At 60.4% G+C, this 23526-nt stretch carries 28 protein-coding genes; 9 read left to right on the forward strand and 19 right to left on the reverse strand.

From position 1 onward, the window contains the following. Positions 1-15: 15 nt before the first annotated feature. Both OK411_RS12315 and OK411_RS12320 read left to right on the forward strand, forming a co-directional pair. The gene (locus OK411_RS12315; RefSeq protein WP_264364980.1) at positions 16-789 is read left to right on the forward strand and encodes an alpha/beta fold hydrolase; all 774 of its coding nucleotides are present in this window, start codon (positions 16-18) and stop codon (positions 787-789) included. 26 nt (positions 790-815) lie between these two features. Next, complete coding sequence (locus OK411_RS12320; RefSeq protein ID WP_264364981.1) at positions 816-2360, forward strand: GMC family oxidoreductase; 1545 nt, start codon at positions 816-818, stop codon at positions 2358-2360. A 35-nt stretch (positions 2361-2395) separates the two neighbouring features. On the opposite strand, the gene OK411_RS12325 is transcribed toward OK411_RS12320, so the two are convergent. After that, positions 2396-3337 carry an aromatic alcohol reductase gene (locus OK411_RS12325; RefSeq protein WP_024012605.1) on the reverse strand — a complete coding sequence of 314 codons (942 nt, stop codon included), beginning with the start codon at positions 3335-3337 and terminating at the stop codon, positions 2396-2398. Positions 3338-3430: 93 nt separating this feature from the next. On the opposite strand from OK411_RS12325, the gene OK411_RS12330 reads away from it, so the two are divergent. Next, the gene (locus tag OK411_RS12330) at positions 3431-3889 is read left to right on the forward strand and encodes a winged helix-turn-helix transcriptional regulator (protein WP_016774338.1); all 459 of its coding nucleotides are present in this window, start codon (positions 3431-3433) and stop codon (positions 3887-3889) included. An 11-nt stretch (positions 3890-3900) separates the two neighbouring features. On the opposite strand, the gene OK411_RS12335 is transcribed toward OK411_RS12330, so the two are convergent. The 4 genes from OK411_RS12335 to OK411_RS12350 all read right to left on the reverse strand — a co-directional run bounded on the left by OK411_RS12335 (position 3901) and on the right by OK411_RS12350 (position 6936). After that, entirely contained in the window at positions 3901-4314 is a 414-nt protein-coding gene (locus tag OK411_RS12335) for a PaaI family thioesterase (protein ID WP_264364982.1), read from the reverse strand. Between the two features lie 119 nt (positions 4315-4433). Continuing rightward, a complete protein-coding gene (locus tag OK411_RS12340; RefSeq protein ID WP_016774342.1) occupies positions 4434-5375 on the reverse strand; it encodes an AraC family transcriptional regulator in 942 nt (313 codons plus the stop codon). 219 nt (positions 5376-5594) lie between these two features. Next, on the reverse strand, positions 5595-6419 hold the full coding sequence (locus tag OK411_RS12345) for an oxidoreductase (RefSeq protein ID WP_264364983.1): 825 nt from the start codon (positions 6417-6419) through the stop codon (positions 5595-5597). Positions 6420-6603: 184 nt separating this feature from the next. After that, positions 6604-6936, reverse strand: a complete 333-nt coding sequence (locus tag OK411_RS12350; protein WP_264364984.1) for a hypothetical protein — start codon at positions 6934-6936, stop codon at positions 6604-6606. A 209-nt stretch (positions 6937-7145) separates the two neighbouring features. On the opposite strand from OK411_RS12350, the gene OK411_RS12355 reads away from it, so the two are divergent. Then, the gene (locus OK411_RS12355) at positions 7146-7532 is read left to right on the forward strand and encodes a MerR family transcriptional regulator (protein WP_056784936.1); all 387 of its coding nucleotides are present in this window, start codon (positions 7146-7148) and stop codon (positions 7530-7532) included. 70 nt (positions 7533-7602) lie between these two features. Further along, complete coding sequence (locus OK411_RS12360) at positions 7603-7995, forward strand: carboxymuconolactone decarboxylase family protein (protein ID WP_016774346.1); 393 nt, start codon at positions 7603-7605, stop codon at positions 7993-7995. Between the two features lie 59 nt (positions 7996-8054). On the opposite strand, the gene OK411_RS12365 is transcribed toward OK411_RS12360, so the two are convergent. From OK411_RS12365 to OK411_RS12380, 4 genes are read right to left on the reverse strand one after another with little or no spacing between them, the layout of a single operon-like run. Beyond that, positions 8055-8879, reverse strand: a complete 825-nt coding sequence (locus OK411_RS12365; RefSeq protein WP_264364985.1) for a zinc-binding dehydrogenase — start codon at positions 8877-8879, stop codon at positions 8055-8057. Next, positions 8876-9055 (reverse strand): hypothetical protein, encoded by a 180-nt coding sequence (locus OK411_RS12370; RefSeq protein ID WP_264364986.1) that lies wholly within the window; start codon positions 9053-9055, stop codon positions 8876-8878. The genes OK411_RS12365 and OK411_RS12370 overlap by 4 nt, the downstream gene beginning before the upstream one ends. A 1-nt stretch (position 9056) precedes the next feature. Beyond that, complete coding sequence (locus OK411_RS12375; protein ID WP_122506985.1) at positions 9057-9389, reverse strand: carboxymuconolactone decarboxylase family protein; 333 nt, start codon at positions 9387-9389, stop codon at positions 9057-9059. A gap of 10 nt (positions 9390-9399) precedes the next feature. Then, a complete protein-coding gene (locus OK411_RS12380; RefSeq protein WP_024012616.1) occupies positions 9400-10836 on the reverse strand; it encodes an NAD-dependent succinate-semialdehyde dehydrogenase in 1437 nt (478 codons plus the stop codon). 211 nt (positions 10837-11047) lie between these two features. Between OK411_RS12380 and OK411_RS12385 the strand changes: the two genes are divergently transcribed. Further along, positions 11048-11974 carry a LysR family transcriptional regulator gene (locus OK411_RS12385; RefSeq protein ID WP_041480513.1) on the forward strand — a complete coding sequence of 309 codons (927 nt, stop codon included), beginning with the start codon at positions 11048-11050 and terminating at the stop codon, positions 11972-11974. Between the two features lie 69 nt (positions 11975-12043). Here the strand turns inward: OK411_RS12385 and OK411_RS12390 are convergent, their stop codons facing one another. From OK411_RS12390 to tspO, 3 genes are all read right to left on the reverse strand, one after another. Next, positions 12044-12295, reverse strand: coding sequence for a DUF2790 domain-containing protein (locus tag OK411_RS12390; RefSeq protein WP_016774351.1), 252 nt, complete (start codon positions 12293-12295; stop codon positions 12044-12046). A gap of 220 nt (positions 12296-12515) precedes the next feature. Further along, a complete protein-coding gene (locus OK411_RS12395; protein WP_264364987.1) occupies positions 12516-13499 on the reverse strand; it encodes an alpha/beta hydrolase in 984 nt (327 codons plus the stop codon). After that, positions 13496-13939, reverse strand: a complete 444-nt coding sequence (gene tspO, locus OK411_RS12400; protein WP_016774353.1) for a tryptophan-rich sensory protein TspO — start codon at positions 13937-13939, stop codon at positions 13496-13498. Before tspO ends, OK411_RS12395 begins: the two co-directional genes overlap by 4 nt. Positions 13940-14102: 163 nt before the next feature. Here tspO and OK411_RS12405 point away from each other — a divergent pair, with 163 nt between their 5' ends. Then, positions 14103-14339 carry a hypothetical protein gene (locus tag OK411_RS12405; protein WP_186568991.1) on the forward strand — a complete coding sequence of 79 codons (237 nt, stop codon included), beginning with the start codon at positions 14103-14105 and terminating at the stop codon, positions 14337-14339. Between the two features lie 42 nt (positions 14340-14381). Here OK411_RS12405 and OK411_RS12410 read toward each other — a convergent pair whose 3' ends face one another. Both OK411_RS12410 and OK411_RS12415 read right to left on the reverse strand, forming a co-directional pair. Beyond that, positions 14382-15293: a magnesium transporter CorA family protein gene (locus OK411_RS12410; RefSeq protein ID WP_264364988.1), complete on the reverse strand. Its 912-nt coding sequence runs from the start codon at positions 15291-15293 to the stop codon at positions 14382-14384. A gap of 3 nt (positions 15294-15296) precedes the next feature. Continuing rightward, positions 15297-16877, reverse strand: coding sequence for a RimK family protein (locus OK411_RS12415; protein ID WP_264364989.1), 1581 nt, complete (start codon positions 16875-16877; stop codon positions 15297-15299). Positions 16878-16971: 94 nt separating this feature from the next. Here OK411_RS12415 and OK411_RS12420 point away from each other — a divergent pair, with 94 nt between their 5' ends. Then, a complete protein-coding gene (locus OK411_RS12420; RefSeq protein ID WP_264364990.1) occupies positions 16972-18066 on the forward strand; it encodes a GNAT family N-acetyltransferase/peptidase C39 family protein in 1095 nt (364 codons plus the stop codon). A 10-nt stretch (positions 18067-18076) separates the two neighbouring features. On the opposite strand, the gene OK411_RS12425 is transcribed toward OK411_RS12420, so the two are convergent. After that, a complete protein-coding gene (locus OK411_RS12425) occupies positions 18077-19648 on the reverse strand; it encodes a sensor domain-containing diguanylate cyclase (protein ID WP_264364991.1) in 1572 nt (523 codons plus the stop codon). Positions 19649-19808: 160 nt separating this feature from the next. On the opposite strand from OK411_RS12425, the gene OK411_RS12430 reads away from it, so the two are divergent. Next, positions 19809-20240, forward strand: a complete 432-nt coding sequence (locus OK411_RS12430; RefSeq protein ID WP_264365072.1) for a DNA methylase — start codon at positions 19809-19811, stop codon at positions 20238-20240. Positions 20241-20262: 22 nt separating this feature from the next. Here OK411_RS12430 and OK411_RS12435 read toward each other — a convergent pair whose 3' ends face one another. The 4 genes from OK411_RS12435 to OK411_RS12450 form a co-directional block, all read right to left on the reverse strand. Continuing rightward, positions 20263-20403: a hypothetical protein gene (locus tag OK411_RS12435; protein WP_264364992.1), complete on the reverse strand. Its 141-nt coding sequence runs from the start codon at positions 20401-20403 to the stop codon at positions 20263-20265. A gap of 12 nt (positions 20404-20415) precedes the next feature. Continuing rightward, positions 20416-20736 carry a hypothetical protein gene (locus tag OK411_RS12440; RefSeq protein WP_167333555.1) on the reverse strand — a complete coding sequence of 107 codons (321 nt, stop codon included), beginning with the start codon at positions 20734-20736 and terminating at the stop codon, positions 20416-20418. A gap of 34 nt (positions 20737-20770) precedes the next feature. Further along, positions 20771-21652 (reverse strand): manganese catalase family protein, encoded by an 882-nt coding sequence (locus tag OK411_RS12445; RefSeq protein ID WP_016774362.1) that lies wholly within the window; start codon positions 21650-21652, stop codon positions 20771-20773. A 274-nt stretch (positions 21653-21926) separates the two neighbouring features. Further along, positions 21927-23465, reverse strand: coding sequence for a class I SAM-dependent methyltransferase (locus OK411_RS12450; RefSeq protein WP_125926127.1), 1539 nt, complete (start codon positions 23463-23465; stop codon positions 21927-21929). Positions 23466-23526 lie beyond the last annotated feature (61 nt).

Raw genomic sequence — 23526 nt, forward strand, 5'->3', positions numbered from 1 at the left:
ACAGGAGCTCATCCAATGAAAACGATCAAATCGAAATTCGCCACCGTCGCCTTTGCCCTGGCCAGTACGTTCATGGCCGGCGCCAGCCACGCGCAGGATACAACGCCTTCGGTGGTGATCGTACATGGCGCCTTCGCTGACGGTTCCGACTGGGCCAAAGTGGTGCCACTGCTGCAAGCCAAAGGCGTGGCCGTTACCGTTGTGCAAAACCCGCTCACCTCGCTGGCCGACGACGTTGCCGCCACGCGCCGCGCGCTGAACAACCAGCAGGGCAAGGTGGTGCTGGTCGGTCACTCCTGGGGTGGCACGGTGATCACCGAAGCCGGTAACGACCAGAAAGTCAGCGCGCTGGTGTATGTCGCCGCCTTCGCGCCAGAGGCCGGGCAAACCAGTGGCGAACAGGGCAAAGGTGCGCCGACGCCGCCGGGCATCAGTCAGATCAAGGCTGACGGTAACGGCTTTCTCTATCTGACCCCCGAAGGCATGGCCAAGGACTTCGCTCAGGATCTGCCGGCCGCGCAAACTGCCGTCATGACTGCCACGCAAGGACCGATCAAGGCCTCGGCTTTCGAAGATAAAACCACCGTTTCGTCCTGGAAAACCAAACCGTCCTGGTACCTGCTCGCTACCGAAGACCGGATGATTCATCCCGACGTCCAGCGTGCTGCCGCCAAGCGTATCGGCGCGACCCTTGCAGAGGTGCACGCCAGCCATGTCCCGCAGCAGTCGCAGCCGGCGCAAGTCGCGGCGGTGATTCTCAAGGCCGTGCACAGCGTTGCTGAACAGTGATCGCGGCAGCGAAGGGGAGCGGGCGTATGAACCCTCGAAGCGCTCACGACTATGACTTCATTGTCTGTGGTGCCGGCACGTCGGGCTGCGTGGTCGCTGCGCGGCTTGCGGATCAGTCAGGCGCACGGGTTCTGCTGATTGAGGCCGGCGAAGACTATTCGGGCCCCGAGGTGACAGAACCGGCGCAATGGCCGCTGAACCTCGGCTCCACGCGCGACTGGGCATTCGAGGGCCAAGCCGATCCACGCCTCAACGGTCGACGTCTACCGTTGAGCATGGGCAAGGGGCTCGGTGGAGGTTCGAGCATCAACGTGATGGTCTGGTCGCGCGGCCATCGCGCCGATTGGGAGCATTTCGCTGCCGAATCTGGCGACCCGGCCTGGGGCTACGCATCGGTGCTCGATTACTACCGCAGGATCGAAAACTGGCAAGGCAGCCCGGACGCCACCCGGCGTGGTTCAGGTGGGCCGGTACATGTCGAGCAGCCGGCCCCACCTCAACCCCTTGCGTGGGCAACGCTGGAGGCGGCCGGCGATCTGGGCATCCCACGATTCGACAGCCCCAATGGCGTGATGATGGAAGGGGCAGGTGGGATCGCTTTCACCGACTTGCGCATCAAACAGGGCAAGCGCGAGTCGGTTTACGACGCCTACATCCGGCCACGCCTGCACTTTCCGAACCTGACGGTGCTGACCGGGGCGTTGGTGACCCGCGTGTTGCTGGTCGGCACCCGGGCCGTCGGTGTCGAAGTGTTGATTGCCGGCGAGCGGCGGCGCTTTCATGCCGCAGCTGAAGTCGTTCTGTCCATGGGCGCGGTGCACTCACCGAAAGTGCTCATGCAGTCGGGCATCGGCCCGGCGGATGAACTGCGAAAACACGGCATCGCACCGGTCGTTCATTTACCCGGTGTCGGCGAGAATTTGCAGGATCACCTGGCTTTCGGCTGCACGTGGGAATACCGACAACCCCAGGCGGTCGCTGGCAGCGGATGCGAAACCACCTTGTACTGGAAAAGCGACAGTCGCCTGGAAGCCCCGGATCTGTTGCAGTGTCAGCTGGCATTTGCGGTACCGTCTCCGCCTGAGGTCGCCATTCAACCGCCGGAACATGGTTGGACGATGTTCGCCGGGCTGGCCAGACCTGCCAGTCGCGGACGCTTGCGGTTGTCGGGTGCAGGGCCAGTAGATGCGCCGATTATCGAGCCGAACTCGCTGAGTGAACCCGAGGACATGGCAGCGGCATATGCGTCGATCGAACTGTGCCGGGCACTCGGCAACAGCCAGGCCTTCAATGGGCTGATCAAGCGCGAAGTGGTGCCCGGGCCGAGAGAACGCCGCGCTATGGAACAGTTCATCCGCAATTCGGCGATGACCTACTGGCACCTGTCGTGCACGGCAAAAATGGGCCGCGATGCGCTGTCGGTGGTTGACCACCAATTGCGCGTGTACGGGATCGACGGGCTGCGTGTTGCAGATGCCTCGATCATGCCGCGCATCACCGTTGGCAACACGATGGCGCCGTGTGTCGTTATTGGTGAGCGGGCGGCGGAGCTGGTGCTTGCGGGAGTATAAAGCGCCCACAACGCCCCGCTGCGCAAAATCTGCTTTCACTCGTTCGCAAGATTTTCCCGCGCCCACTGCTCGGCCGTCGTGACCTGTATCGCCCGCTGCTCATTGAACGTGCCCGCTTTCGGCCACGCCACACCTCGACCTTGGGCAAACACCGCGCGGTATTTTTTGATGTGGTGAGTGGGGTCTTTTTCCAGTTCCTGCATCAGGTGCGGCACCGTCCAGACGTTACGCTTGAAGGGCCGTCCGAGCACGCGTTCGAGAAGGCCCGCGACCTGATCATAGGTCAGCGTGTCGCCCGACAGATACACGATCTCGTTGCGAAAAGGCGGTTCGAAGAAAACGATTTCTGCAGTCAGTTTGCCGATGTCGTCCGGGGTCGTCAGCGTCACGCTGGTGTCCAGGCTGCCCAGGGCGTTAACGGTGTCGTTGTCGAAATCAACGACTTCAAACACCGGCTCGAAGAGGAAACTGGTAAACATGCCGGTCGAGATGATCACCCATTCGGTTTTGTCCTGCGCGCGCAGCAGTTCGCGCACGTCGAGCTGAGCATCGAACAGATCCTGCGGACTGCCCCGGCCGATCACTTCGAAGTCCACGCCAAACTGCCAGGGAAAGTAGCGTTTGATGCCCGACTTGAGCGCAGCGGTCGCCAGCTTCATCGGCGTCTCACGACCAGCGACCATGCCGGCGCAGCCGATGACGGTATCGAAAGGTGCGAAGACTTCGGCCAGTTGGTCGATCGAATCGTTGACCAGATCTGCCGCCACCATCTGCACGCCGAGACTGCGCAGTTCATCGATTTCGGCTTTCTTTGCCGGCAACTGACTGTCGATCGTCGAGGCCCTGAGCAGGACGCTGATCGTGCTGCCGGGCGAGCGCTTTGCCACTCGCGCAAGGTTGCGCAAAACCGGCAGGCCGAGTTCGCCTGCGCCCAGGACAAGAATGGATTGCGGGGAAGGGTGGCTCAATTCGGTCATGATGTCTCCTGAGATCTGCATGTAAGATCGGCAAATGCTGGCACGATCGGGCAGCACTCAGAAGAAGGCACACGCGTGATACCAAGTGAAGAAATGACTGATCAGCAAGCGCTCAGTGAGGCAGAAGCAATCTGCCAGACGCTCAGACGAGACGATGATGGCGTGCGCCGCGAAGTGCTCGCGCACGCCGGCAGTCGCTGGTCTTTGGGCATCCTGCATGCCTTGGGGGTGTACGGCACGATGCGTCACGCTGAGATCAAACGGCAGATGACCGGCGTGACTCAGCGCATGTTGACCAAAACCCTGCGTGCGCTGGAACGCGACGGCCTGCTGACCCGGCGCGAGCTCGACCAGGTGCCGCCGCACGTCGAGTACGAGCTGACGCCATTGGGCATGGGCTTGCTGGTGCGGATGTCGCCGATCTGGACTTGGGTGGTGGAAAACGTCGAGGGTTTCCGCCAAGCGCGACGCACGTTCGATAGCCAGGTCGGCAAGAAACCCTCATGGCAAATTCCTGTTCCAGCGCGGGATGATTCTGAAGCGTCAGACTGAGGTTTCGCGCTTCAGCTCAGCGGCACCGCGAACACGGCACTGGCGCGCGCAACCGTTCGCTCATCGACGTGCAGACTGACGCCAGCAAACGCCAGTTGGCGGCCCTTTTTGGAATGTTCAAGACGCACTTCGAGCCACTCGTTGATTTGCACCGCACCGAGATAATCCAGGGTCATGCTCGCGGTGATCAACGGCTGCGGCGGATCGCTGGAGAAGGCCATGGCGTAGCCCATCCCGACATCGGCCAAAGTCGCCAATACACCGCCATGCAAAGTGCCACGGCCGTTGGCGTGGCGGGAGTCGGTCAGTAAGCCCAATTCCAATTGCAGGCCATGGCCTCTGGCGTAGATCGGGCCGAGCAGATCCAGCAACGGACTGCTGCGGGTGAATGGAATGAAACCTTCGGGAATGGCCGTGGTGTTCATGATCCCATCCTGATGCAGGTGGCTGACCTGTGTGATTGGGCGAGGAAACGCAGGAGGGGGCAAGCACTATGCGGATGGGGAATTTGCTGCGATAAGTGCGCGGAGCGTGGCACTGAAAATCAATGCGAAGACACAAACGGCGAAGCAGTCGTCGGTGCCGGCAGCGCATAGGCCTGTTTCATCCACGCAACTTCCGCCAGGGGTGTGCGGCCGAAGAGGCGTTTGAAGTCGCGGCTGAATTGCGAGGCGCTTTCGTAGCCGACCAGAAATGCAGTTTTTGCCGCGGTCAGGTCGTTACGCAGCATCAGCAATCGCGCCTGGTGCAGCCGCGTCGACTTCAGATACTGCATCGGCGAGGAGTCGGTGACCTTGCGAAAGTGCAGATGAAAATTCGGCACGCTCATCTGCGCTTCCTCGGCCAGGGTTTCTACGTCGAGATGCTGGTGATAACAGCTGTGGATCTTGTGGATGGCGCGGGTCACTTTGCCGAACTGACCTTGCTGGGCAATGGCGGCACGCAGGGTGCCGCCTTGTTCGCCGGTGAGGATGCGGTAGTAGAGCTCGCGCAGCATCGCCGGACCGAGGATTTGCGCGTCGGCATCGTCGCTCATCACTTCAAGAAAACGCAGGGTTGACCGGCGTAGCGGTTCGTCGAGCGGCGAGGCGTACATGCCCATCGGTTGGGATCTGGGGAAATCCCACAGTTCATCGACCTGCTGAATCAGCTCGCCAGCCAAAGCGAAATCCAGGCGCACGTACACCGCGAGCATTGGCTCGGCTTCGCTGGCGTCGGTTTCCATGGTGAAGGGTACCGGCACCGACACCACCAGATAATGCTGAGCGTCGTAGACGTAGACTTCATCGCCGAGATAGCCGCGTTTACGCCCCTGACAAAGGATCACGATGCCCGGTTCGTACAACACCGGCGTGCGGGTCAGCGGTCGGTTGGAGCGCAGGAAACGCACATCCTCCAGCGGGCTCAGGTTGTAACCTTCCAGTGGTGCGAGCTGGCTCATTAGCTGGACCATGCGCGTTGTGATTGGGTCTTTCGGTTTCGGCATGGGCTGTGGGTTTCCTTGTGAAAAGGCGGGTTTGAACCTGTCTGGCTGATTGGCGGGGTGTCAGACAGAGCCCTCTCCCAGGGGGAGAGGGGACTGACCGCGCTGCTTTCTGGTACTACGCCGACCTGTAATATCGTGCCGAACGCGGGGGTTGAATTCACCCGCGATCGGCTCCCTCTCCCTCCGGGAGAGGGCTGGGGTGAGGGTGCTTTTGATCTTTCAGCCATCCGTCGAGCGGCTAAGCGCTGCCCATTGCTCAATACTCTCCGCCGTGCGCTGCAATTTGTCACGCACCAGCGCCAGCGCATCACTGCCCAATAGCAGGTGAGCCGGCGGGTTTGGACTGTCGATGATCGTCAGCATGACCCGTGCAGCTTTCTGCGGATCGCCCAGCTGATGGCCACTTTTCTCCTCCCGGGCCTTGCGCACCGGATCGAAGCTTGCGTCGTAGTCACTGATGCTACGCGGCGTGCGTTGCATCGAGCGGCCTGCCCAGTCGGTGCGAAATGACCCCGGCGCCACAGCGGTGACAAAAATATTGAATGGCGCAAGCTCCTTGCTCAAGGTGTCAGAAATCCCCTCCAGAGCGAACTTGCTGCCGCAGTAATAGGCGATCCCCGGCATGGTGATGTAGCCACCCATGGAGGTGATGTTGAGGATATGCCCCGCGCGGCGCTGGCGGAAATACGGGACGAAGGCCTTGGTCACCGCCACCGCGCCGAACACGTTGACGTCGAACTGGCGGCGCAGTTCCTCCAGCGATGACTCTTCGAAAATCCCCTCATGGCCATAACCGGCGTTGTTGACCAGCACGTCCACCGGGCCGTGACGATCCTCCACTGCTGCAACCACCCCATCGATGGCATCGAAATCGGTAACGTCCAGCACCACCCCATGCGCGCGCTCGGGCGACAGCGCTTCGAAGGCTGCCAGAGCGGACACACTGCGCACTGTGCCGATAATCCTGTGACCTTGAGCGAGCGCTTCCTTGGCCAGCGCCTGGCCGAAGCCGCTGCTGACACCGGTGATGAAAAGGGTCTTCATGGATATGTACTCCAGCAGGCGATTGGAGAGGCCATGCTAGGGCGGATAACGCTGGCGGACGATGCCGAATCGGATCGAAGTATTGCCTGTTCCTATCAATAGGGTTTTCCAGCCCTTCTCAAAAAAAGGAAAAGTCCTGCGGGTTTCAAACCCGCAGGACTTTTCTTGTTTCAGCATCACGCACTTATGCTGCGCGACGACCCGGTGTACGGTCCGATCCATCAGCGGCGAGCGCCTCACCCAGTGGGGTGCGGTCTGAGCCGTCGGCAGCGATGGCCTGGCCTTGTGGGGTCTTGTCATAACCGTCTTCAACCAGGCCTTGTTCCTCGAGGCGGTTGCGGCCGTTTTCAGCCAGAGCCTGGCCCTGCGGCGTACGCTGCGAACCATCGGCAGCAACAGTCTGCTGTGGTTCGTTGACCTGGGTGAAGAAACGATCTTCCTGATTGCTCGGTACGGCGAATGCGCTGGCGCTAAGGGCGAAGGTGGCGACGGCGATCAGTTGGCTTACAGTTTTCATGGCGGTGACTCCGGTCAAATTTCGATTGAGGTCCGGGTCGTTCAGATCAGTCTCTGGTTAACCCGTTGCAGTGGTGTGTTCTGCATGGGTTCAGATTAGGGGGCAGGGCGGTGTCGGCGTTAGGCGGATACTGTTGGCGATTTGCCTGATTCTGCTCGATGGAAAACAGCCATTGACTTAGAGCGCGCTCAAACCTTTACGGTGATGACATGAATCCAGAACTGACAATTTCACAGTTGGCCAAGCGCCTTGATCTGAGCGCTCACACGATCCGCTATTACGAGCGCATCGGGCTGTTCGATCCGGTTGGGCGCGGTGGCAATGGCCACCGGGTGTACGCCGAGAAGGATGTGCTGTGGGCCGAGTTTCTGCTCCGGCTGAAGGCGACCGGAATGCCGATCCAGCAAATGCTGCGGTATGCCGAATTGCGTCGATCTGGCGACTCGACCCTGGCAGAACGCCGCGAACTTCTCGAGCAGCATCGCCGGGACGTGCAAGCGCAGATCAGCCAGTTGAGCCAGTCCCTGGAGGTTCTGGATAACAAGATTCAGATCTACCACCAACTCGAGCAAAAGGAGCATCACCATGATCCGTAAACTTCCCGGGTTCAATCGTTTGCTGTCCGCCACACTGATTGGTGCAAGCGTGACCAGTGTCGCAGCGCCGGTGGAGATGACTGATCGTCGAGCGCGCGGAGAAGCCGCTCTGACGCAGATTACTGGCGGACCCGGCCAGGCAGTGGTTGATTCATTGAAGGATACTGCTCCAGAGCTTGCGGACTGGATTCTGAGTTTTGCCTACGGCGATGTCTTCGCCCGCCCCGGGCTCGATCACTGCACTCGTGAGCTGGCAACCGTTGCGGCATTGACCGCACTGGGTAACGCACAGCCACAACTGAAAGTGCATATCGGCGGAGCCCTGAACGTCGGGTGCACACCGGAGGCGGTGGTCGATGTGATCTTGCAAATGACGGTATACGCAGGGTTTCCCAGTGCCTTGAACGGTATAACGGCTGCGCGTGAAGTCTTTGCTGCTCGCGGGATCAGTGTTAAGTCTTGAGTGCGCTGGCCGCTGACCTTGCAACAGGACGGTGCAAGGCCAGATTTGATCGACCTGCCTTAGCGCAAATCCTCCGGCCGCATCGTCAGAATAATCTTCCCGACATTCTGCGAGGATTCCATCCGCCGATGGGCATCGGCTGCGCGGGACAGCGGGAAGGTGCTGTCCACCACCGGTTCCAGACTCGCAGCGCCGGCGAAGCGTTTCAGCCAATGGTCGCGAAAGCGCTGGATCATCGCGTGCTTCTCCGGCTGGGTGCGCGACTTCATCACCGTGCCGATGATTTGCAGGTGCCGGTAGAGGATGTGCTCCAGCTCCACGTCGACCTTGCCGCCGCCGCCAAGAATGCCGACCTGGACCAGGCGGCCGCCGTGGGCCAGCGAGGCGATGTTGCGGGCGAAGTAGGGCGCGCCGATAAAATCAATGATCACATCGACGCCGCGCCCTTGGGTTTTGTCGGCGATGACTGCGGCGAAATCCTCGGTCTTGTAGTCGATGGCCACATCGGCGCCCAGATGTTCGACGCGCGACAATTTGCTGCCTTCGGTGGTCGCGTACACCGTGGCGCCTGTGGCGTAGGCCAGTTGCACGGCAGCGGAACCAACGCCGCCGGCGGCGGCATGGATCAGCACCGAGTCGCCTGACTTGAGTCGGGCCAGGTGCAGCATCGCTTCGTGGGCGGTGACGAACACTTCGGGAATCGCCGCTGCGTGCACATAGTCGAGCTGTGCCGGAATCGGCATGGCCATGCGGTAGTCGATGCGCGCCAGTTCGGCGTAGGCGCCGCCGCCGACCACGCCCATTACCCGGTCGCCGACGGCGAATCCGCTCACCTCGCTGCCGGTCTCCAGCACTTCCCCGGCAATCTCCAGACCGATGATCAACGAGTCGCCGAAGTTCGCATGGCCGTGCCGCCGGTTCGGTGGGTCAGGTCGGCACGGTTCACGCCGGCCGCATAGACCCGCACCAGCAGGTCGGTCGGGCGCACTTCAGGGTTGGGCGCTTCGCCAAGTTGCAGCACTTCTGCCGAACCGAATGCTTTCAGGTTGGTGGCTTTCATCTCAGCGTTGCTCCGTGTCGGCAAGGGTGGCATTGGCGATGGCCGAGGCAGTGATGGCGCCCGGGAAACCGACGTAAAAGGCCAGGTGAGTGATCGCCGCCGACAACTCTTCATGGCTCACGCCGTTGCTGACAGCGCGGCGCAGGTGCGCGGGTAATTCTTCACAGTGGCCGCCGGCAATCAGCGCAGCGACAGTGATCAGACTGCGGTCGCGGGGTGACAAGGCGGGGTCATTCCAGATTTGCGGGTACAGCGTAGAGTCCACGAATTGCGCCAGTTTCGGGGTGAAGGCGCGGGCGGCTTCGCGTGGGCTGCTGAAATCGATAGTCGACATGGAAATCCCCTTAAACCTGGCTGATGAATTTGTTGGTGAGATAGTGTTCGATGCCTTCGATGCCGCCTTCGGAACCGTGGCCGCTTTCCTTCATGCCGCCGAACGGCAGTTCGGTGGCGACGATGCGGTACTGGTTGATGCCGATCATTCCGGCTTCCAGGCCATCGGCGACGTCGATCGCGGTGCGCGCATTGGAAGTGAACGCGTAGGCCGAGAGGCCGTAGGGCAGGCGGTTGGCTTCTTGCAGGCCGTCGCTTAACTCATCGAAAGGCATCAGTATCGCGATGGGGCCAAAGGGTTCTTCGTGCATGATTCGCGCACTCATCGGCACATCGGCCAATACGGTGGGCTGAAAGAAGAAGCCTGCGCCCGGCAACGCTTCGCCACCGGCCAGCACCCGCGCGCCTTTCTCGACGGCGTCGGCGATCAGTTGCTCCATCTTCGCCAGTTGCCGTGGGTTGGCCAGAGGGCCGACCTGGGTTTGCGGATCCATGCCATCGCCGATTTTCAACGCTTGGGTGGCCGCGACGAAGTGCTCGACAAAGTCGGCGTAGGCCTCACGTTGGATCAGGAAACGAGTCGAGGAAATGCACACCTGGCCGGTGCCGCGAAAGCGATTGGCGACGCCTTCCACAGCAGCCTTTTCGATGTCGGCGTCGGCAAACACCAGCACCGGGCCGTGGCCGCCCAGTTCCAGAGTGATCGGCTTGACGCCTTCGGCAGCGCGGGCCGAGAGCAGCCGACCGATCGGCACCGAACCGGTGAAGGTCACTTTGCGAATGATCGGTGAGGCAATCAAATGGCTGGACACTTGATCCGGCACGCCGAACACCACTTGCAGCACGCCTTTAGGCAGGCCGGCATCGTCCAGCGCTCGGGCCAGTGCCAGCGCGGTGGAAGGGCTTTCCTCGCCGGGCTTGAGCACCACACTGCAACCGGCGGCCAGCGCTGCCGAGAGCTTGCGCGCCGGGGTGATGGCCGGGAAATTCCACGGTGTGAACGCTGCGACGGGGCCGATGGCTTGGCGTTTGACCAGTTGCAGTACACCCGGACGATTGGCCGGGACGACACGGCCGTCGATGCGTCGTGCGCTTTCGGCGAACCACTCGAAATATTCCGCCGCACGGGTCACTTCATCGAGGCTTTCGCGCAGTGGCTTGCCTTCTTCCAGCGTCATTTGCCCAGCGATGTGCGGGGCGCGTTCGAGGATCAGGTCGGCGGCGCGCTTGAGGATTTTTGCGCGCTGGTCCGGCACGGTCTGGCGCCATTGGTCGAAGCTCAGTCGGGCCACTTCGAGGGCGTGATCCAGGTCTTCGGCGGTGGCCAGTGGCACCTGGCCGAGTTCCTCGCCGGTTGCAGGGTTGACCACGGCGGCGGTCGCGCGGTCCTGGGCGGTGAGCCATTGACCACCGATGAAGAGATAGAGCGGATCGTAAGGAGTGTTCATGGATGTCGCCTTCATGGTTGAGGATTCATTCGGCGCCTTGTACGCAGCGGTTCAGGCGTCCCGTGGAATCCAGTCTATGGAAGGCGTGCCGTTTGATTTAGCCGGCCACGAGGGAATCATTGTTGTCCCAGAAGGTAATATCGAGCCCAGGAGCGAGCGTGTAGCATCCGACGTTATCCGCAGTGAGTGGCAGGTCTACAGGACGATCAGGATGGACAAACTTTCAAACATGTCGGTGTACATCAAGGTAGTCGAGATGGGCAGTTTCACTGCCGTGGCCAACCATCTCGACTCCACCGTCGGTAACGTATCGCGTGCGGTCTCGGCGTTGGAAAACGTGCTCGACACCCGCCTGTTGCAACGCTCGACCCGGCGTCTCTCGGTGACCGACGCGGGCCGGCGGTTTTATGAACGCTGCGTGAAGATTCTCGCTGACCTGGAAAGCGCCGAAGCCGAGGCGAGCAATGCCGCCTTGCAACCACGAGGGACGTTACGCGTGCACTGCGTGCCCGGACTGGCGAGGCAACTGGTGACCGGCGCGGTGCTGGAATATCGCCAGGCGTTTCCCGAAGTGACCGTCGATTTGATGCTCTCCCAACGCATGCCCAATCTGCTTGAGGATCAGTTGGACGTGTCCATTCTGATCGCGCGAACGCTGCCGGATTCGGCGTATGTCAGCCAGAAGATCGGCGTCAGTCACTGCGTACTGGTGGCCTCTCCGCAATACCTGGCGCGGCATGGCGCACCCGAAACGCCGGAGCAGCTTTGCGATCATCAATGCCTGCTGCTCGGTACCGTGGATTACGTGCGCGATGAATGGCAGCTCAAAAGCAAGGCGGGCGACGCGACGTTCATCCCGAGCGGGCCGAGTTTCAGCGTGAACGATATGGACGCAATGGCCGTGGCCATTCGCGAAGGGGCGGGGATTGGTCTGTTGGCAGGCTTCACGGCGATCGACGATTTGCGTACCGGCAGGCTGGTGCGGGTGCTGCCCGATTACCACACCTACGAGCGCAATGTTTACGCGGTCTACACGTCTCGCCAGTTTGTCGATGCGAAGATCACGCGATTCATCGATACCTTGAAAACCCGGGTCGGCGCGCAGTTGGCGAGCACTGCTCAGGCGCTTATCGATTGAAGCGGTAAAGCATTTGCGTCTCAGCGAGCCAACTCTGAGACGCAATAGGTGTGCGAGGTATTGGCCGGATCAGCCGTTGCTGCAACCGCTGCCCATGACCTCGTATTGCAGGATGTGCTGTTTGCCTTGGGAGTCCTGATAAGTCATGTGCACCGGCACTACGGCGCAGACATCCGGCACGGGATCTTCCGAGATGATTTTGGCGACGTCGAGGTGACTGGCGTAGGTGTATTGCTCGACGGGTGGCGTGGTAGTCGATTCCTGAGCCATGACCACCGAGCTGAAGCCGAAGAGTGCGAGGACGAGCATTGAGACTTTCATGGAGGATGTTCCTTTGCTGAAGTTGAGTGTGTTGCTGGAACGAACTCTATGCGGCGGCTGGCGGGGGAAACAGGCGCGGATTGGGTAAAGACTGTTTACGGTTTGAACCACAATCGGCATGTGGTGAACGATCGCGCAGGGTTCAGCGCAAACAAAAAAGGCGCCGGTGAGGGCGCCTTTTGTTTGTCTCGTTTTTTACCGCTCGCCATGCAATCGGCAGCTACAAAAGCGCCGGGCTGATTTCGGCGGATTTCGCTGAGTAGCTTGCCACTCGTGCCGAAATCCACTGCCTGCTGTAAGCCAGCACATGGTCAGCAGTGGCGGTGGGGAAGTGGATGAAGCCATGCGGACATTCCGGCAGCACGTACATCTCCACCGGCGCCGCGTGTTGCCAGCGCTCAGCGATGAGGCGCGTGTCATCCAGCAGCGGATCGAGGTCGCCGGCAAACAGCAGCGCTGGCGGCAGTCCGCTGAAATCGCCGTACAGCGGCGACAGCGGTGGCTGGCGTCGTTGTTCGTCGCTGATGTCCGGCGTGAGCAGGCGCAACGCTTCGACCATGCCGGGGCCGTCGAGCACCAGAGTTTCGGCGGGCGCGGTGCGCACGCTGGGCGTGCCGGTCAGGTCGTAGACGCCGTAATACAGCAGCGCGCCGCAGATCCGTTGCAGCAGTTGCGGCGAAGATTTGAGCGCGAGGAGGGTGGCGGCCGCCAGATGCCCGCCGGCCGATTCACCGACGACGACTACGGGCAGCCCGGCAAATTCGCCATCGTTCAAGATGCCGCGAGTGGCGCGCAGACAGTCGTCCAGCAAGCCCTCGATTGGCGTCGACACGGCCAGCCGATAATCAACCGACACCACCGCCACGTCGCAGGCGTTGACGATGGCGATGTTGAAGTTGTCGTTCATCTGCGCATTGCCGATCACCCAGCCGCCACCATGGAAATCCAGCACCACGCCTTTGGCTTTGCCCTTGGGGCGGATGATGCGCACGGGCACCGTGTCGATGATCTTGCGTTCGGCGCTCAGCCCATGCTGGCGCAGCTTGCCAGCGCCGCCGAGCTGACCCGCCCGCAGCAACGCCTGAATCAGCCGTGGGGTGAGGCGATTGCGGATCTTGAAACGCGGCAGCCAGGCGAGCTTTTTGTTGAACGCGCGAACCTGCGCCAGATCGCGCTCGCCTTGCGGCCATGGGAAGTCGCTCACAGGCGATTCTTCATCAGAATCGAGGCGTTCAGCGCCGCCGCGACGCATAGCCACGCCAGATACGGGAACAGAATCAATCCGGTGACCACGTCCAGTTGCAGGGCGAGCACGACCATCACCGCGACCACCACCCACAGCACCGCCAGAATCACCAGCGCCGCCAGCACCTGATGCGCGCCGAAGAACACCGGCGTCCACAGCGTGTTCAGGGCGATCTGTGCGGCCCACAAAGCCAGCACCGTTTGGCTGCCGGGGATCAGACTCAAGCGATAACCGGCCCAAGCCAGCAGCAGGTAGATGATCGTCCACGCTACGGGAAAGGCCCAGTTGGGCGGGGTGAAAGAGGGTTTGGTCAGCGATTCGTACCACGGGCCGGGTTTGAACATCACGCCAGTGGTTGCCGCCGCCGCGCAGGCCAGAAGGAAGATGAAAAAGGTCATTGCCAGTCCTTAGCTGTGATCAGCTGTAATGGAGAGTTAAGAAGAGGACGCTTCGCTGCGCAAAAAGTTTGTTTGCAAACGCAAAATGGCAGTCGGGTTGAACTAAAAGCTGACCGTCACGTCAGGATAAACACTGCCTTTTCCCACCGACGCGGACGACATCATGTACACCTATCACATCGAATACCGTTTCAACGGCGAGCCTCGTACTTATCTGCTCGAGCTCAAGGAAGCGCAACTGGCCGAGCACGACGCGGCGATGCATCTGCTGGAACTGCATCTGGGCGATGCCGAAAACAGCCTGGTCATGCCCACGGCGGATTCGACGCCAGAGCAGATTTTCGAGCAGGCCGAGCGGGTAGGGATTACACATATCCGGGTGGTCAGCCGGACTAACTAACGCTCGGATGCGGCGCAGGCGTTGGCAGAATGTGCTCTGAATTCAGGCCATGCGCCGCAATACCAGCACCATCCCCGCGCCCACGAGGCCCATGCAGGCGATCAGCACGGGAAAAGACATCCACCATGGAACGCCGGACGTCATCATGCTGAACTCCGACATGCCACCGATGCCGGCGATCAGGTTCAAGGGAAGGAATACGACGTTGATCAGCGTCAGCTTGCGCAGGGCCCGGTTCATGCTGTTGTTGGCAAGATTGCCGTGGGATTCGATGAGGTTGGCGAACACCTTGGCGTGAATTCTGGCCTGCTGAAAGCTTTGTTCGTTTTCCACGATCAGATCGTTCAGCGCAGCCAGTTGACCGTCGCTAAAGCCCTGACGCTGACCGTGGTTGCGCAGCAGCGTCAGCACCGCTCCGTTACTTTGAATCGCATTGACGTAGTACACGAGGCTTTCGCTCAGGTTGTACATCTGCGCCAATTGCTGATTGTCCATCGCCCGGGTGAACTGCTGCTGAATCTCCCGCGCGATCTGTTTGACCACGCGCAAATGCCCGAGATAGTGATGAACGCTTTCAGCGAGTAATGCCATCAGCACGTCCAGCGGCCCGGTCATTTGCGCATCGTGCTCCAGCCCCGAAAGCAGCGAGTTGCTCGCGCAGATGACCACCAAGCGTTTTTCGCTCAGCACCACTCCGAAGGACGAAACGTTGAATGCGCGCCCGTCGAAGCTTTCCGGGCGCTTCCAGATCATAAACAGGTGATCAGGCTTGACCTCGATGCGGGCCACTTCGTCAGGGTCCAGCGACGACTCTATCGCTTGTGCGCCAATGCCCAGGCGTCTGTGCAAATCCAGTTGCTCGGCTGCGTCCGGGGCGACACACAGCCAGACAGTCGCCTGTTCTCCAGATGTCCTGTGCAGGGCGCCGCAATCAATGCCATAGCCTTCAATCATTGCTCACCACGCTTGGCCACGGTGTTTGAGCTCGAGCCTTTGCGTGAACGCTTGCAGCACGCGCCGATAAAGTTCGTCGCCCAGCACCGCGTCTTCGATACCCGCATCGAGGTTGGGGTTGTCGTTCACTTCGATGACCAGGACCCGATCGCCCGCCTGCTTGAGGTCGACGCCGTAGAGGCCGTCGCCGATCAGCCGGGCAGTCTGTACGGCGAGCTGCACGACTGCGGGCGGGGCTTGTTCGACGGGCACCGCCTCGCACATCCCGTTGATCTCGCCGGGCAGCGCCTTGTGGTTGTAAATCTGCCAATGCCCCTTGGACATGAAGTATCTGCAGGCATACAGCGCCTCGCCATTGAGCACGCCGACGCGCCAATCGTATTCGGTGTAGCAGTACTCCTGCGCGAGCAGCAGCACCGAGTGTTCGAATAACTCCTGTGCGGCTGTGGCCAGCGCTTGTGCATCGGCGACCTTGATCACACCACGTGAAAAGCAGCCATCGGGGATTTTCAGTACCAACGGGAAACCGAGGCGACGCCCTGCGTTTTCGAGTTCCTGCGGACGATCCTTGTAGAGGATTTCCGTTGCCGGCATGCCCAGCCCGCGACGCTTCAGCAAATCTGCCAGATAAACCTTGTTGGTGCAGCGCAGGATCGACGACGGATCGTCAATCACCACAAGGCCTTCGCTTTCAGCCTTCTTGGCGAATCGATAGGTGTGATCATCCACTCGCGTTGTTTCGCGGATGAACAGCGCGTCGAATTCAGCAAGACGCGCGTAGTCTTTTTTCTCGATCAGTTCGACATCGATACCCAGCTGTTCGCCTGCCGCGATGAAACGCTGCAATGCCTCGGGGTTAGAAGGCGGCAGGGCTTCGTCAGGATCATGCAGGATGGCCAGGTCGTAGCGGGCCACACGTTTGGAAGCGGGCTGACGCCACGTTCTGCGATTGAACGCATCCAGTGCGTCAGCGAAGACATGCTGCTGTTCGTCGCGAAGCTTGTGCAGTGCACCGGCCTTGATGCCTGCGATCTGCCAGCTCTCACCGCGGCGGAATTCCACCAGCAGGATAGGGCAAGGGAACGCTTCGAACAGTTGACGGCCGATCTCTTGCAGCGGCTCGATCGAGGCCTTGCCGAAGTACAGCGACAGCGTGAAGGCTTCCGTTTCGCCGTATGGATGGTTGGCCAGCGCCCGCTCCAGGGTGCGTTGCAGATCATTCAGCCCGACCCCGTAAAGCGCTTTGCGCGCCAGCTCGCTGACGGTGCGCACCGAGGGGAAAACCTTGTGCCCACGTGCCTCGGCGAGCAATGAGCAGTAATAGCCCTGACCGAGGTATTTGTAGTTGCGGCAGAGGTTGATCACCTGGGTGCGATGAGGAAAATCATCGCTGTGTTCAAGGTAATCCTGAGCCAGCATCAGGCTCTCGCTGGGCAGGTAATCAGCCCAGTCATCCTTGCGTTCGACCAGTATGAGCAATCGACTTCCCGAGGGTTTGGGACTGGGAGGTTCCTCGCTGAGGGAGATTGTCGAATGCTCGGTTTTGTCTAATACTTCGTTCACGTTGGCTTGCACCGCTGACATGAGTAATGAATCCCTGTTGAAGAAGACGCCGCTTCAATAAATCACGGGCCTTTCGGTCTGTCCCGGTTCGTTACTCAAACTTTACGGTGCGGTCATGTCTTTTGATTTTCGCTTTGCATCCACTGACGATATCGACGATCTGGTCGAATTGGAGCGGGTGTGTTTTACCCTCGACCGGTTGAATCAGCGCAACTTCAGCTGGATGCTCAGTAGAGCCAATGCCGCGTTGATTGTCGTTACCTCAGGCGCAATCCTTTGCGGTTACGCACTGGTGCTTTTTCACCGTGGCACCTCACTTGGACGCCTGTATTCGATTGGCGTCAGCCCAGCGTGGCGCGGACATGAGCTTGGCCAGCGTCTGCTGGATCAGGCCCAGGCCTGTGCATTGGCGCGCAACTGCGCATGGCTGCGTCTGGAGGTGCGCGCTGACAACAGCGCTGCCATTCGCCTCTACGAAGCCAACGGCTATCAGCGCTTTGCCAGCGTCGAGGACTACTACGAGGACCACTGCGAGGCGTTGCGCTACGAGAAACGCATCCTGCGCGAAACACCTGCCCCCGCACGTCAAGTCCCGTATTACCAGCAAACCACCGAGTTCACCTGCGGCGCCGCGTGCTTGCTGATGGCGATGTCTGCCATCGATCCGACCCGTGCCATGACCCGAGCGGAGGAAATCCAGCTGTGGCGCGAGGCAACCACCATTTTCATGACGGCGGGGCACGGTGGCTGCAGTCCTCAGGGCCTGGCATTGGCGGCCTGGCGGCGCGGTTTCGATGTGCGCCTGGAAGTCAGTCACGCGGGCTCGCTTTTTCTTCACGGCGTACGCAGCACGGAGAAGAAGTCGATCATGAAACTGGTCGAGGACGGCTTTGCCCAAGACCTGGCGGCCACGCAAGTCGAGCAGGTGCTGGGTGATTATCTGCAGATCGGCGCTGCGTTGGCGGCCGGATACAAACCGCTGGTGCTGATCAGCAGCTATCGATTCACCCGCTTGAAAGCGCCGCATTGGGTCATCATCACCGGGTGTGACGAGGACTTCGTCTACCTGCACGATCCTGATGTCGATCACAGCAAACTCAAGCGCGGCATGGACTGCCAGCACTTGCCGGTCAGTCACCAGGAATTTCTGCGCATGACGGTGTTTGGCATCCAGCGGGTTCGCGCTGCCGTGATGCTGCGCTCCCGTTGAGGAACGGTGGCTAGGCGCCGAGCACTTCCTCGCCGATACAGTAGCGATCCCTGCCTTTCTGCTTCGCGGCATAAAGCAGTTTGTCAGCCGACTCGATAAGGGTGGCGGGGCTCACTTCTTGTTCGGCCGGTTTGCCAACCGCAATACCTGCACTGGCGGTGACGTGACCCAGCGGATGAGCTTTGTGCTCCATCCGCAAGGAGCGAATGGCCTCAAGAATTTCCTGCGCCACAAGCGCCGCCCCGCGAATATCGGTGTTGGGCAGCAACACGGAAAACTCCTCGCCGCCATAGCGCACGGCGAGATCACCCGGCCGTTTTACTGCTTGCGCAATCGCTTGGCCGACGGCGCTCAGGCAATCGTCCCCCGCCGCGTGCCCGTAGCTGTCGTTGTAGAGCTTGAAGTGATCGACATCGATCATGATCAGTGAGATCGACGAACCCTGGCGTCTGGCCAGGCGAATTTCGTCAACCAAGGCAGTGTCCAGTCGCCGACGGTTGGCCAGCCCGGTCAGGCTGTCGGTCAAAGCCATGTCTTTCATGGCCTGGTGTGCCTTGCGCAGATCCTTTTCCATCACCATCCGTTGACGCAGTTGCCTCAAGACGATCAATCCGAAGACCGTGAACGCGGTAATCACCGACATCAACACGAAACCGGTTTTGATCAGGTCCCAGCGCCACGGCGCAATGATCGATTCGCGGGAAAGGCCGGTTTCGACCACCAGCGGATAGGTGCTCAAAGCTCTGTAACCATACAGACGCTGGGTGCCGTCGACGACCGCTCGGACCTCGGCGATCCCTTGACTGGAAAAGGGCAGGTAGTTCTTGAACACCTCACTGTCGGCGAGGCTCTGACCGATTACCGAAGCGATGAAAGGACGACGCACGAGAATAGTGCCGTTGCGCAGCGCCAGCACTAGCGCACCCTTGTCGTCGATCTTGAAATCGCCGTAATAGTCGACGAAATAACTGACCTTGATCGTCCCCAGCAGCACGCCGGCGAAGGAGCCGTCCGGGTTATTCAAGCGGCGGGAAATCGGGATAATCAGGTCGTCTGTGGATTTGCTCTTGACGACATCACCGATACGCACGTTTCGATCAGTGTTGGCGCGGTGATATTGGAAGTAGTCGCGATCGGCATTGTTCGCCGGGTCCGGGATCATTTCCTTGTCGGTGACAATCCATTTGCCGTCCGGGCCGTAGATAAACAGTCCATGCAACTGCGGCATTAATTTGGCTTGCTGGACCAGTAAGTTGTGGATGCGCGGTACGTCGATGTTTTGCAGGCCATCACCTTCGACGCGCTCGCCCAGGGCGGCGGTCAGCACATCGACCTGGCGGATGGCGTCTTCGGCGTGTTGCGCGGTTGCCCGCGCGAGGTTGGTGACCGAATCACGCGCCGACGAGAAGGCTGCATGATAGTCACGCCAGGTTCGCCATCCCTCCACGCCGAGAAACGCCAGAATGACCGTCAGCATGAAGATGACTGTCAGGCGGAAAGCGGCGATCTCGCTGGCAGCTTTGATGGGAGCGGTTTGTGCGGCGTCATGCCCCCGGCTTTTGGGCATCTTACGACCGAGCATTTGAGGGTCCTTATGCTTGTCATCTCTCATCTCTTGAAAGATGACCATCCTTTTCCACCTGGAATTCAATTTACTGCCTTGGCTGGGCGGTTGCGATTGGATCGTTCAAAGCCGTGCCGGGTCAACATCTGTAATTGAAGCGCGCCTTGAGGTGAGACTTGTGAGTGAAATCATCACCGCCGGTGACTTGAACATCGACCTGCACAATGCCAACGAAACTGGCCTCTTCAAATGGTTGCTGGCGAGTTTTCTGATGGGCAAAAGGATTCAGGGCGCCATCGCCGCCAAGGCGTATCAGGTCATAGTAGAGCAACATCACAAAGACACTCCGCAAAAGCTCGCGCAGTGCACACACCGTCAACTGGTGTCGATGCTGGGGCAGGCGCGTTACGTGCGCTACGACGAAAGCACGGCGTCGCGACTGCTCGCGTTGGCCAACAAGCTCAACAGCGAGTACGCCGGCAAGGTCACTAATATCGTGGCGGCGAGCGCGGATCGTAAGGCGCTGGAGAAGCGCCTGTCCGAGTTCGAGGGGATAGGGCCGAAGACCGTCGAGATCTTCATGAGGGAAGCGGCTGCGGTGCTGTTTTGAATGGCCGATAGCGAACCAAGGCTCACATCGTAAAGAAGGTTGCCGCCAGTTCGTTCATCAGGATCAGCGTTCCGCCGGCGAATATCGCACAGCCCAGCAGAAACTGGAGCCCCGGGGCGCCACCCAGGCTTGAGGGGAAACTCAGGTTTTTATACGTTCTCATGTCGCGCTCCTGTTACCGATGAAAACTTTCCGCCCCGTCGATGGAACGGTTGCGCTGCGCCAATACGCGCTTGGCAACCACCGGCATCGTGGGCAAGGCGTCTTCGACGGCTGGATGTGCGTCGGCTGGCGGGACGGCAGTCTCCTCAGCGAAATTATTCGGCAGCAGGGTGCCCAGGCCAAATACATTCACCGCCATGCTGACTTTCAATCCCCGACAGGCCTGTTTGCAGTCCAGCTCAAAACCGGCGTATGCGTGCTCCATCAAACGTTGAAAATGTTCAGAGGTCAGCGCCAGGACTTTGCTGTTTTTCATGTTGATCACCTTGAGCAAGTGGCGACCCCGATCCGGGGCCGCCGAACGGGGTTCAGACATCTTTGCCTTGCACGTAACCGGAGCCCAGATCAGCACCGGTCACCGGCTCGCTGAGTGGATCGGACGCCGTGCGGATCTTCATGGCTTCCAGGACCTCTGCGTCGTCAGCAGGGAGGCTGACAGTCGCCAGACCGTCACCGCCGTCAACTGCCGGCTCTGGAGTTTCCACGTACTCCCACGCACCGCCCTCGTTCCACGGACCACGAACGTTGGGCTCGCCAGACATATTGAAGTACTTGTTGGTGAACTCCGGCATGCCCGGCAGTTTGCCCTGCGGGAAGTTCGGCTGGATCGAATGCAGGGCTTTTTCGAAGGACTGTTGATGGGCGATTTCCCGCGTCATCAAAAAGCCCAGCGCCTCTTTGACGCCCGGATCATCGGTGATGTTGATCAAGCGTTCGTAGAGAATTTTCGCCCGCGCTTCGGCTGCGATGTTGGAGCGGAAGTCGGCGGTCGGCTCGGTGATCGAGTCAACGTAGGCCGCCGTCCACGGTACGCCAGCGGAATTGACCAGAGGAGCGCCTGCGCCATAGAGCAGGCTGGTGATGTGCGAGTCATTGCCGGCGCCATTCAACGCGCGATACAGCTCCCCTTCCTCCTGAACGCCCTCGGCGAGTTGACCTTTGGCGCCTTTGTTGAGCATGACGATGATCGAGCCGACCACCTCAAGGTGGCTCAACTCTTCGGTGGCAATGTCTAGCAGAAGGTCTTTGCGCCCCGGATCTTCCTCGGCCAAGGCTTGAGTGAAATAGCGCGCTGCTGCGGCCAGTTCGCCATTGGCGCCCCCGAATTGTTCCAACAGCAGATTGGCCAGCCCCGGGTTGGGCTCGGCCACGCGAACGGTGTACTGAAGTCGCTTGTTATGTATGAACATTCAAATTTTCCTCAGGCCAGGCTATCGCGCCTTGCCCATGTGGGCGTTGGCGCATGCATAGTTTGTGAGGAGGGCGCGCAGCAGAAATTTCGTTTTTTGCCGAGTGGCAGGACGGGCGGCAGAGGGCGGAAAGTTCCGTAAACAGGACGGTTGGCTGGGGTCAGGGTTTGCTTGTGATAGCTGAAATCAAAAGCCCCTCACCCCAGCCCTCTCCCGGAGGGAGAGGGAGCCGACCGGGTCGTTCTGTGAAGATAAAGACACCCGAACTGAAGCGTTAGGCGATCTTCAACGCCCTCAGCACCACCAGCGTCTGCTCGGCAAACACCTGCGCCTGTGCGGTCAGCGCGGCGATGTTGGCTTCAGCGGTGAGCAGCGGCTGGCCATTGTCGACCAGCACTTCACCTTGTTCGCTGATCACCCCCCACGCCAGTTGCGCCCATTCGGCCGGCTGCTGTTTGCCCTGTTTGATCGAGATCAGGAACAGCTGCTGGAAGCGGCTGACCGTCACGCCACCACCGGTGACCGGGCTGGCCAGGGTCTGGATGTTGGCGCCGTACAGCGAGCGTTTGCACAGTTGCAGATTGAGCGCGGCGCAGCGACCGCTGACCTGCGCCTCGGCGGCCTCGCTTTGGCACGGAGCGACCGCGCCCATACCGATCAGCACGGCCAGGGCTTGTTCGAGGTCGTCGTAAGCCATTGCAGTCTCGGAGAGCAATTGGCGCATGGATTTGGCCGCATAGTTCTGCGCCGCCAAGGCATCGAGCACCGGGCCGTAGATTTCCGCTTGCAGGGTCGCTTCGCCGGCAGGACCGGTGACCGAGCCCGCCACGGTTTCCCAGGGTTGCAGCAACGCGAAGCGGCTGTGCAGCATTCTCGCCCGGCGTTCGGCAGCGGACAGGCGCGTCGCGCCACGCACGTACAGATCGCGGCGGAAGTGCTGGTTGACGAAGTAGTCCCGCGCTTGCTCTCGCATGATCGGGTGTTCGATGGTTTCGAGAAAGTCCATGCCTTCGGCGCTCAGGTTGAGCGGGTCGATTGAGTCCAGCGGCACTGCCGTGGTGGCGTAGTCGAGTTTGGCCGGGGCCAGCGCGTCGACCATGTCGGCGAAGTACATGCAGTTCCAGTCGCGGTTGAAATATTCGTGGGCGACGTAGTGACGATCCTGGCCCTTGATGCTCTGCAGCCGCGCGCCCAGGCTTGGTGCCGCAGCGGCATACTTCGGATTGGCCGCGAGCAACGCTTCGGAAAACTCCAGTGCGGCGTCGATGCGCTCATCGGAGCGCGCCGAGGCGTTGGCGAAACGGTCATGCAGGCTGAACAGATTGCGCAGCGGCGCCGACGGCGACCAGCCGGGGAAGCAGTTGTAGCTGACGTAGAGCATGCCGCCCGGTTTAAGGTGACGGCGGGCGAATTCGACGATCAGCTTCTGGTTGTCGCGGCTGACCCAGGTCCAGATGCCATGCAGGCTGATGCTGTCGAACTGCGGCAGGTCATTGCGCGCCAGCAGTTGTTCGAAGCTGTCGTCATACAGACGCGCGCCATTGTTGGCGGCAGTCGCGAGGTCGATGGCATGGGCCGCCATACCCGGGTGAAAGTCCGTACCGACAAACGAACCCGGGTTGGCGGTGGCGTGGATGTTGATCGACACGCCCTGACCGAAGCCCAGTTCGCAGTGCACGCCGTCGTTGCTTTCCAGCGTGGCGAACCCGCGCAACAACAGGCAGTAACGCAGGAACACCGGATTGATCTCCCGGCTATAGCTGTAGGTGTAGCCTTCGTCGGTGAAATAACCTTCGTTCCAGGCGTTGCTCATGGGTACAGCCTCTTGTTCTTGAAAGTGATGGCAGTCTTATAAGGCGTTGGCATTGCGCGCG

This window comes from Pseudomonas sp. RG1, assembly GCF_025910115.1.
In the GTDB taxonomy this organism is placed as follows: Bacteria; Pseudomonadota; Gammaproteobacteria; order Pseudomonadales; family Pseudomonadaceae; genus Aquipseudomonas; species Aquipseudomonas atacamensis.

Excerpts from the sequence above, each read along its gene's own strand:
- OK411_RS12355 (WP_056784936.1), top strand. The coding sequence starts at position 7,146 with ATGAATCCAGAACTGACAATTTCACAGTTGGCCAAGCGCCTTGATCTG.
- OK411_RS12435 (WP_264364992.1), bottom strand. The coding sequence starts at position 20,403 with ATGAGAACGTATAAAAACCTGAGTTTCCCCTCAAGCCTGGGTGGCGCC.
- OK411_RS12375 (WP_122506985.1), bottom strand. The coding sequence starts at position 9,389 with ATGTCGACTATCGATTTCAGCAGCCCACGCGAAGCCGCCCGCGCCTTC.
- tspO (WP_016774353.1), bottom strand. The coding sequence starts at position 13,939 with ATGACCTTTTTCATCTTCCTTCTGGCCTGCGCGGCGGCGGCAACCACT.
- OK411_RS12385 (WP_041480513.1), top strand. The coding sequence starts at position 11,048 with ATGGACAAACTTTCAAACATGTCGGTGTACATCAAGGTAGTCGAGATG.
- OK411_RS12380 (WP_024012616.1), bottom strand. The coding sequence starts at position 10,836 with ATGAACACTCCTTACGATCCGCTCTATCTCTTCATCGGTGGTCAATGG.
- OK411_RS12450 (WP_125926127.1), bottom strand. The coding sequence starts at position 23,465 with ATGAGCAACGCCTGGAACGAAGGTTATTTCACCGACGAAGGCTACACC.
- OK411_RS12415 (WP_264364989.1), bottom strand. The coding sequence starts at position 16,877 with ATGTCAGCGGTGCAAGCCAACGTGAACGAAGTATTAGACAAAACCGAG.
- OK411_RS12390 (WP_016774351.1), bottom strand. The coding sequence starts at position 12,295 with ATGAAAGTCTCAATGCTCGTCCTCGCACTCTTCGGCTTCAGCTCGGTG.
- OK411_RS12410 (WP_264364988.1), bottom strand. The coding sequence starts at position 15,293 with ATGATTGAAGGCTATGGCATTGATTGCGGCGCCCTGCACAGGACATCT.
- OK411_RS12425 (WP_264364991.1), bottom strand. The coding sequence starts at position 19,648 with ATGCTCGGTCGTAAGATGCCCAAAAGCCGGGGGCATGACGCCGCACAA.
- OK411_RS12405 (WP_186568991.1), top strand. The coding sequence starts at position 14,103 with ATGTACACCTATCACATCGAATACCGTTTCAACGGCGAGCCTCGTACT.
- OK411_RS12345 (WP_264364983.1), bottom strand. The coding sequence starts at position 6,419 with ATGAAGACCCTTTTCATCACCGGTGTCAGCAGCGGCTTCGGCCAGGCG.
- OK411_RS12330 (WP_016774338.1), top strand. The coding sequence starts at position 3,431 with ATGACTGATCAGCAAGCGCTCAGTGAGGCAGAAGCAATCTGCCAGACG.
- OK411_RS12320 (WP_264364981.1), top strand. The coding sequence starts at position 816 with ATGAACCCTCGAAGCGCTCACGACTATGACTTCATTGTCTGTGGTGCC.
- OK411_RS12315 (WP_264364980.1), top strand. The coding sequence starts at position 16 with ATGAAAACGATCAAATCGAAATTCGCCACCGTCGCCTTTGCCCTGGCC.
- OK411_RS12340 (WP_016774342.1), bottom strand. The coding sequence starts at position 5,375 with ATGCCGAAACCGAAAGACCCAATCACAACGCGCATGGTCCAGCTAATG.
- OK411_RS12420 (WP_264364990.1), top strand. The coding sequence starts at position 16,972 with ATGTCTTTTGATTTTCGCTTTGCATCCACTGACGATATCGACGATCTG.
- OK411_RS12370 (WP_264364986.1), bottom strand. The coding sequence starts at position 9,055 with ATGAAAGCCACCAACCTGAAAGCATTCGGTTCGGCAGAAGTGCTGCAA.
- OK411_RS12325 (WP_024012605.1), bottom strand. The coding sequence starts at position 3,337 with ATGACCGAATTGAGCCACCCTTCCCCGCAATCCATTCTTGTCCTGGGC.
- OK411_RS12335 (WP_264364982.1), bottom strand. The coding sequence starts at position 4,314 with ATGAACACCACGGCCATTCCCGAAGGTTTCATTCCATTCACCCGCAGC.
- OK411_RS12350 (WP_264364984.1), bottom strand. The coding sequence starts at position 6,936 with ATGAAAACTGTAAGCCAACTGATCGCCGTCGCCACCTTCGCCCTTAGC.
- OK411_RS12445 (WP_016774362.1), bottom strand. The coding sequence starts at position 21,652 with ATGTTCATACATAACAAGCGACTTCAGTACACCGTTCGCGTGGCCGAG.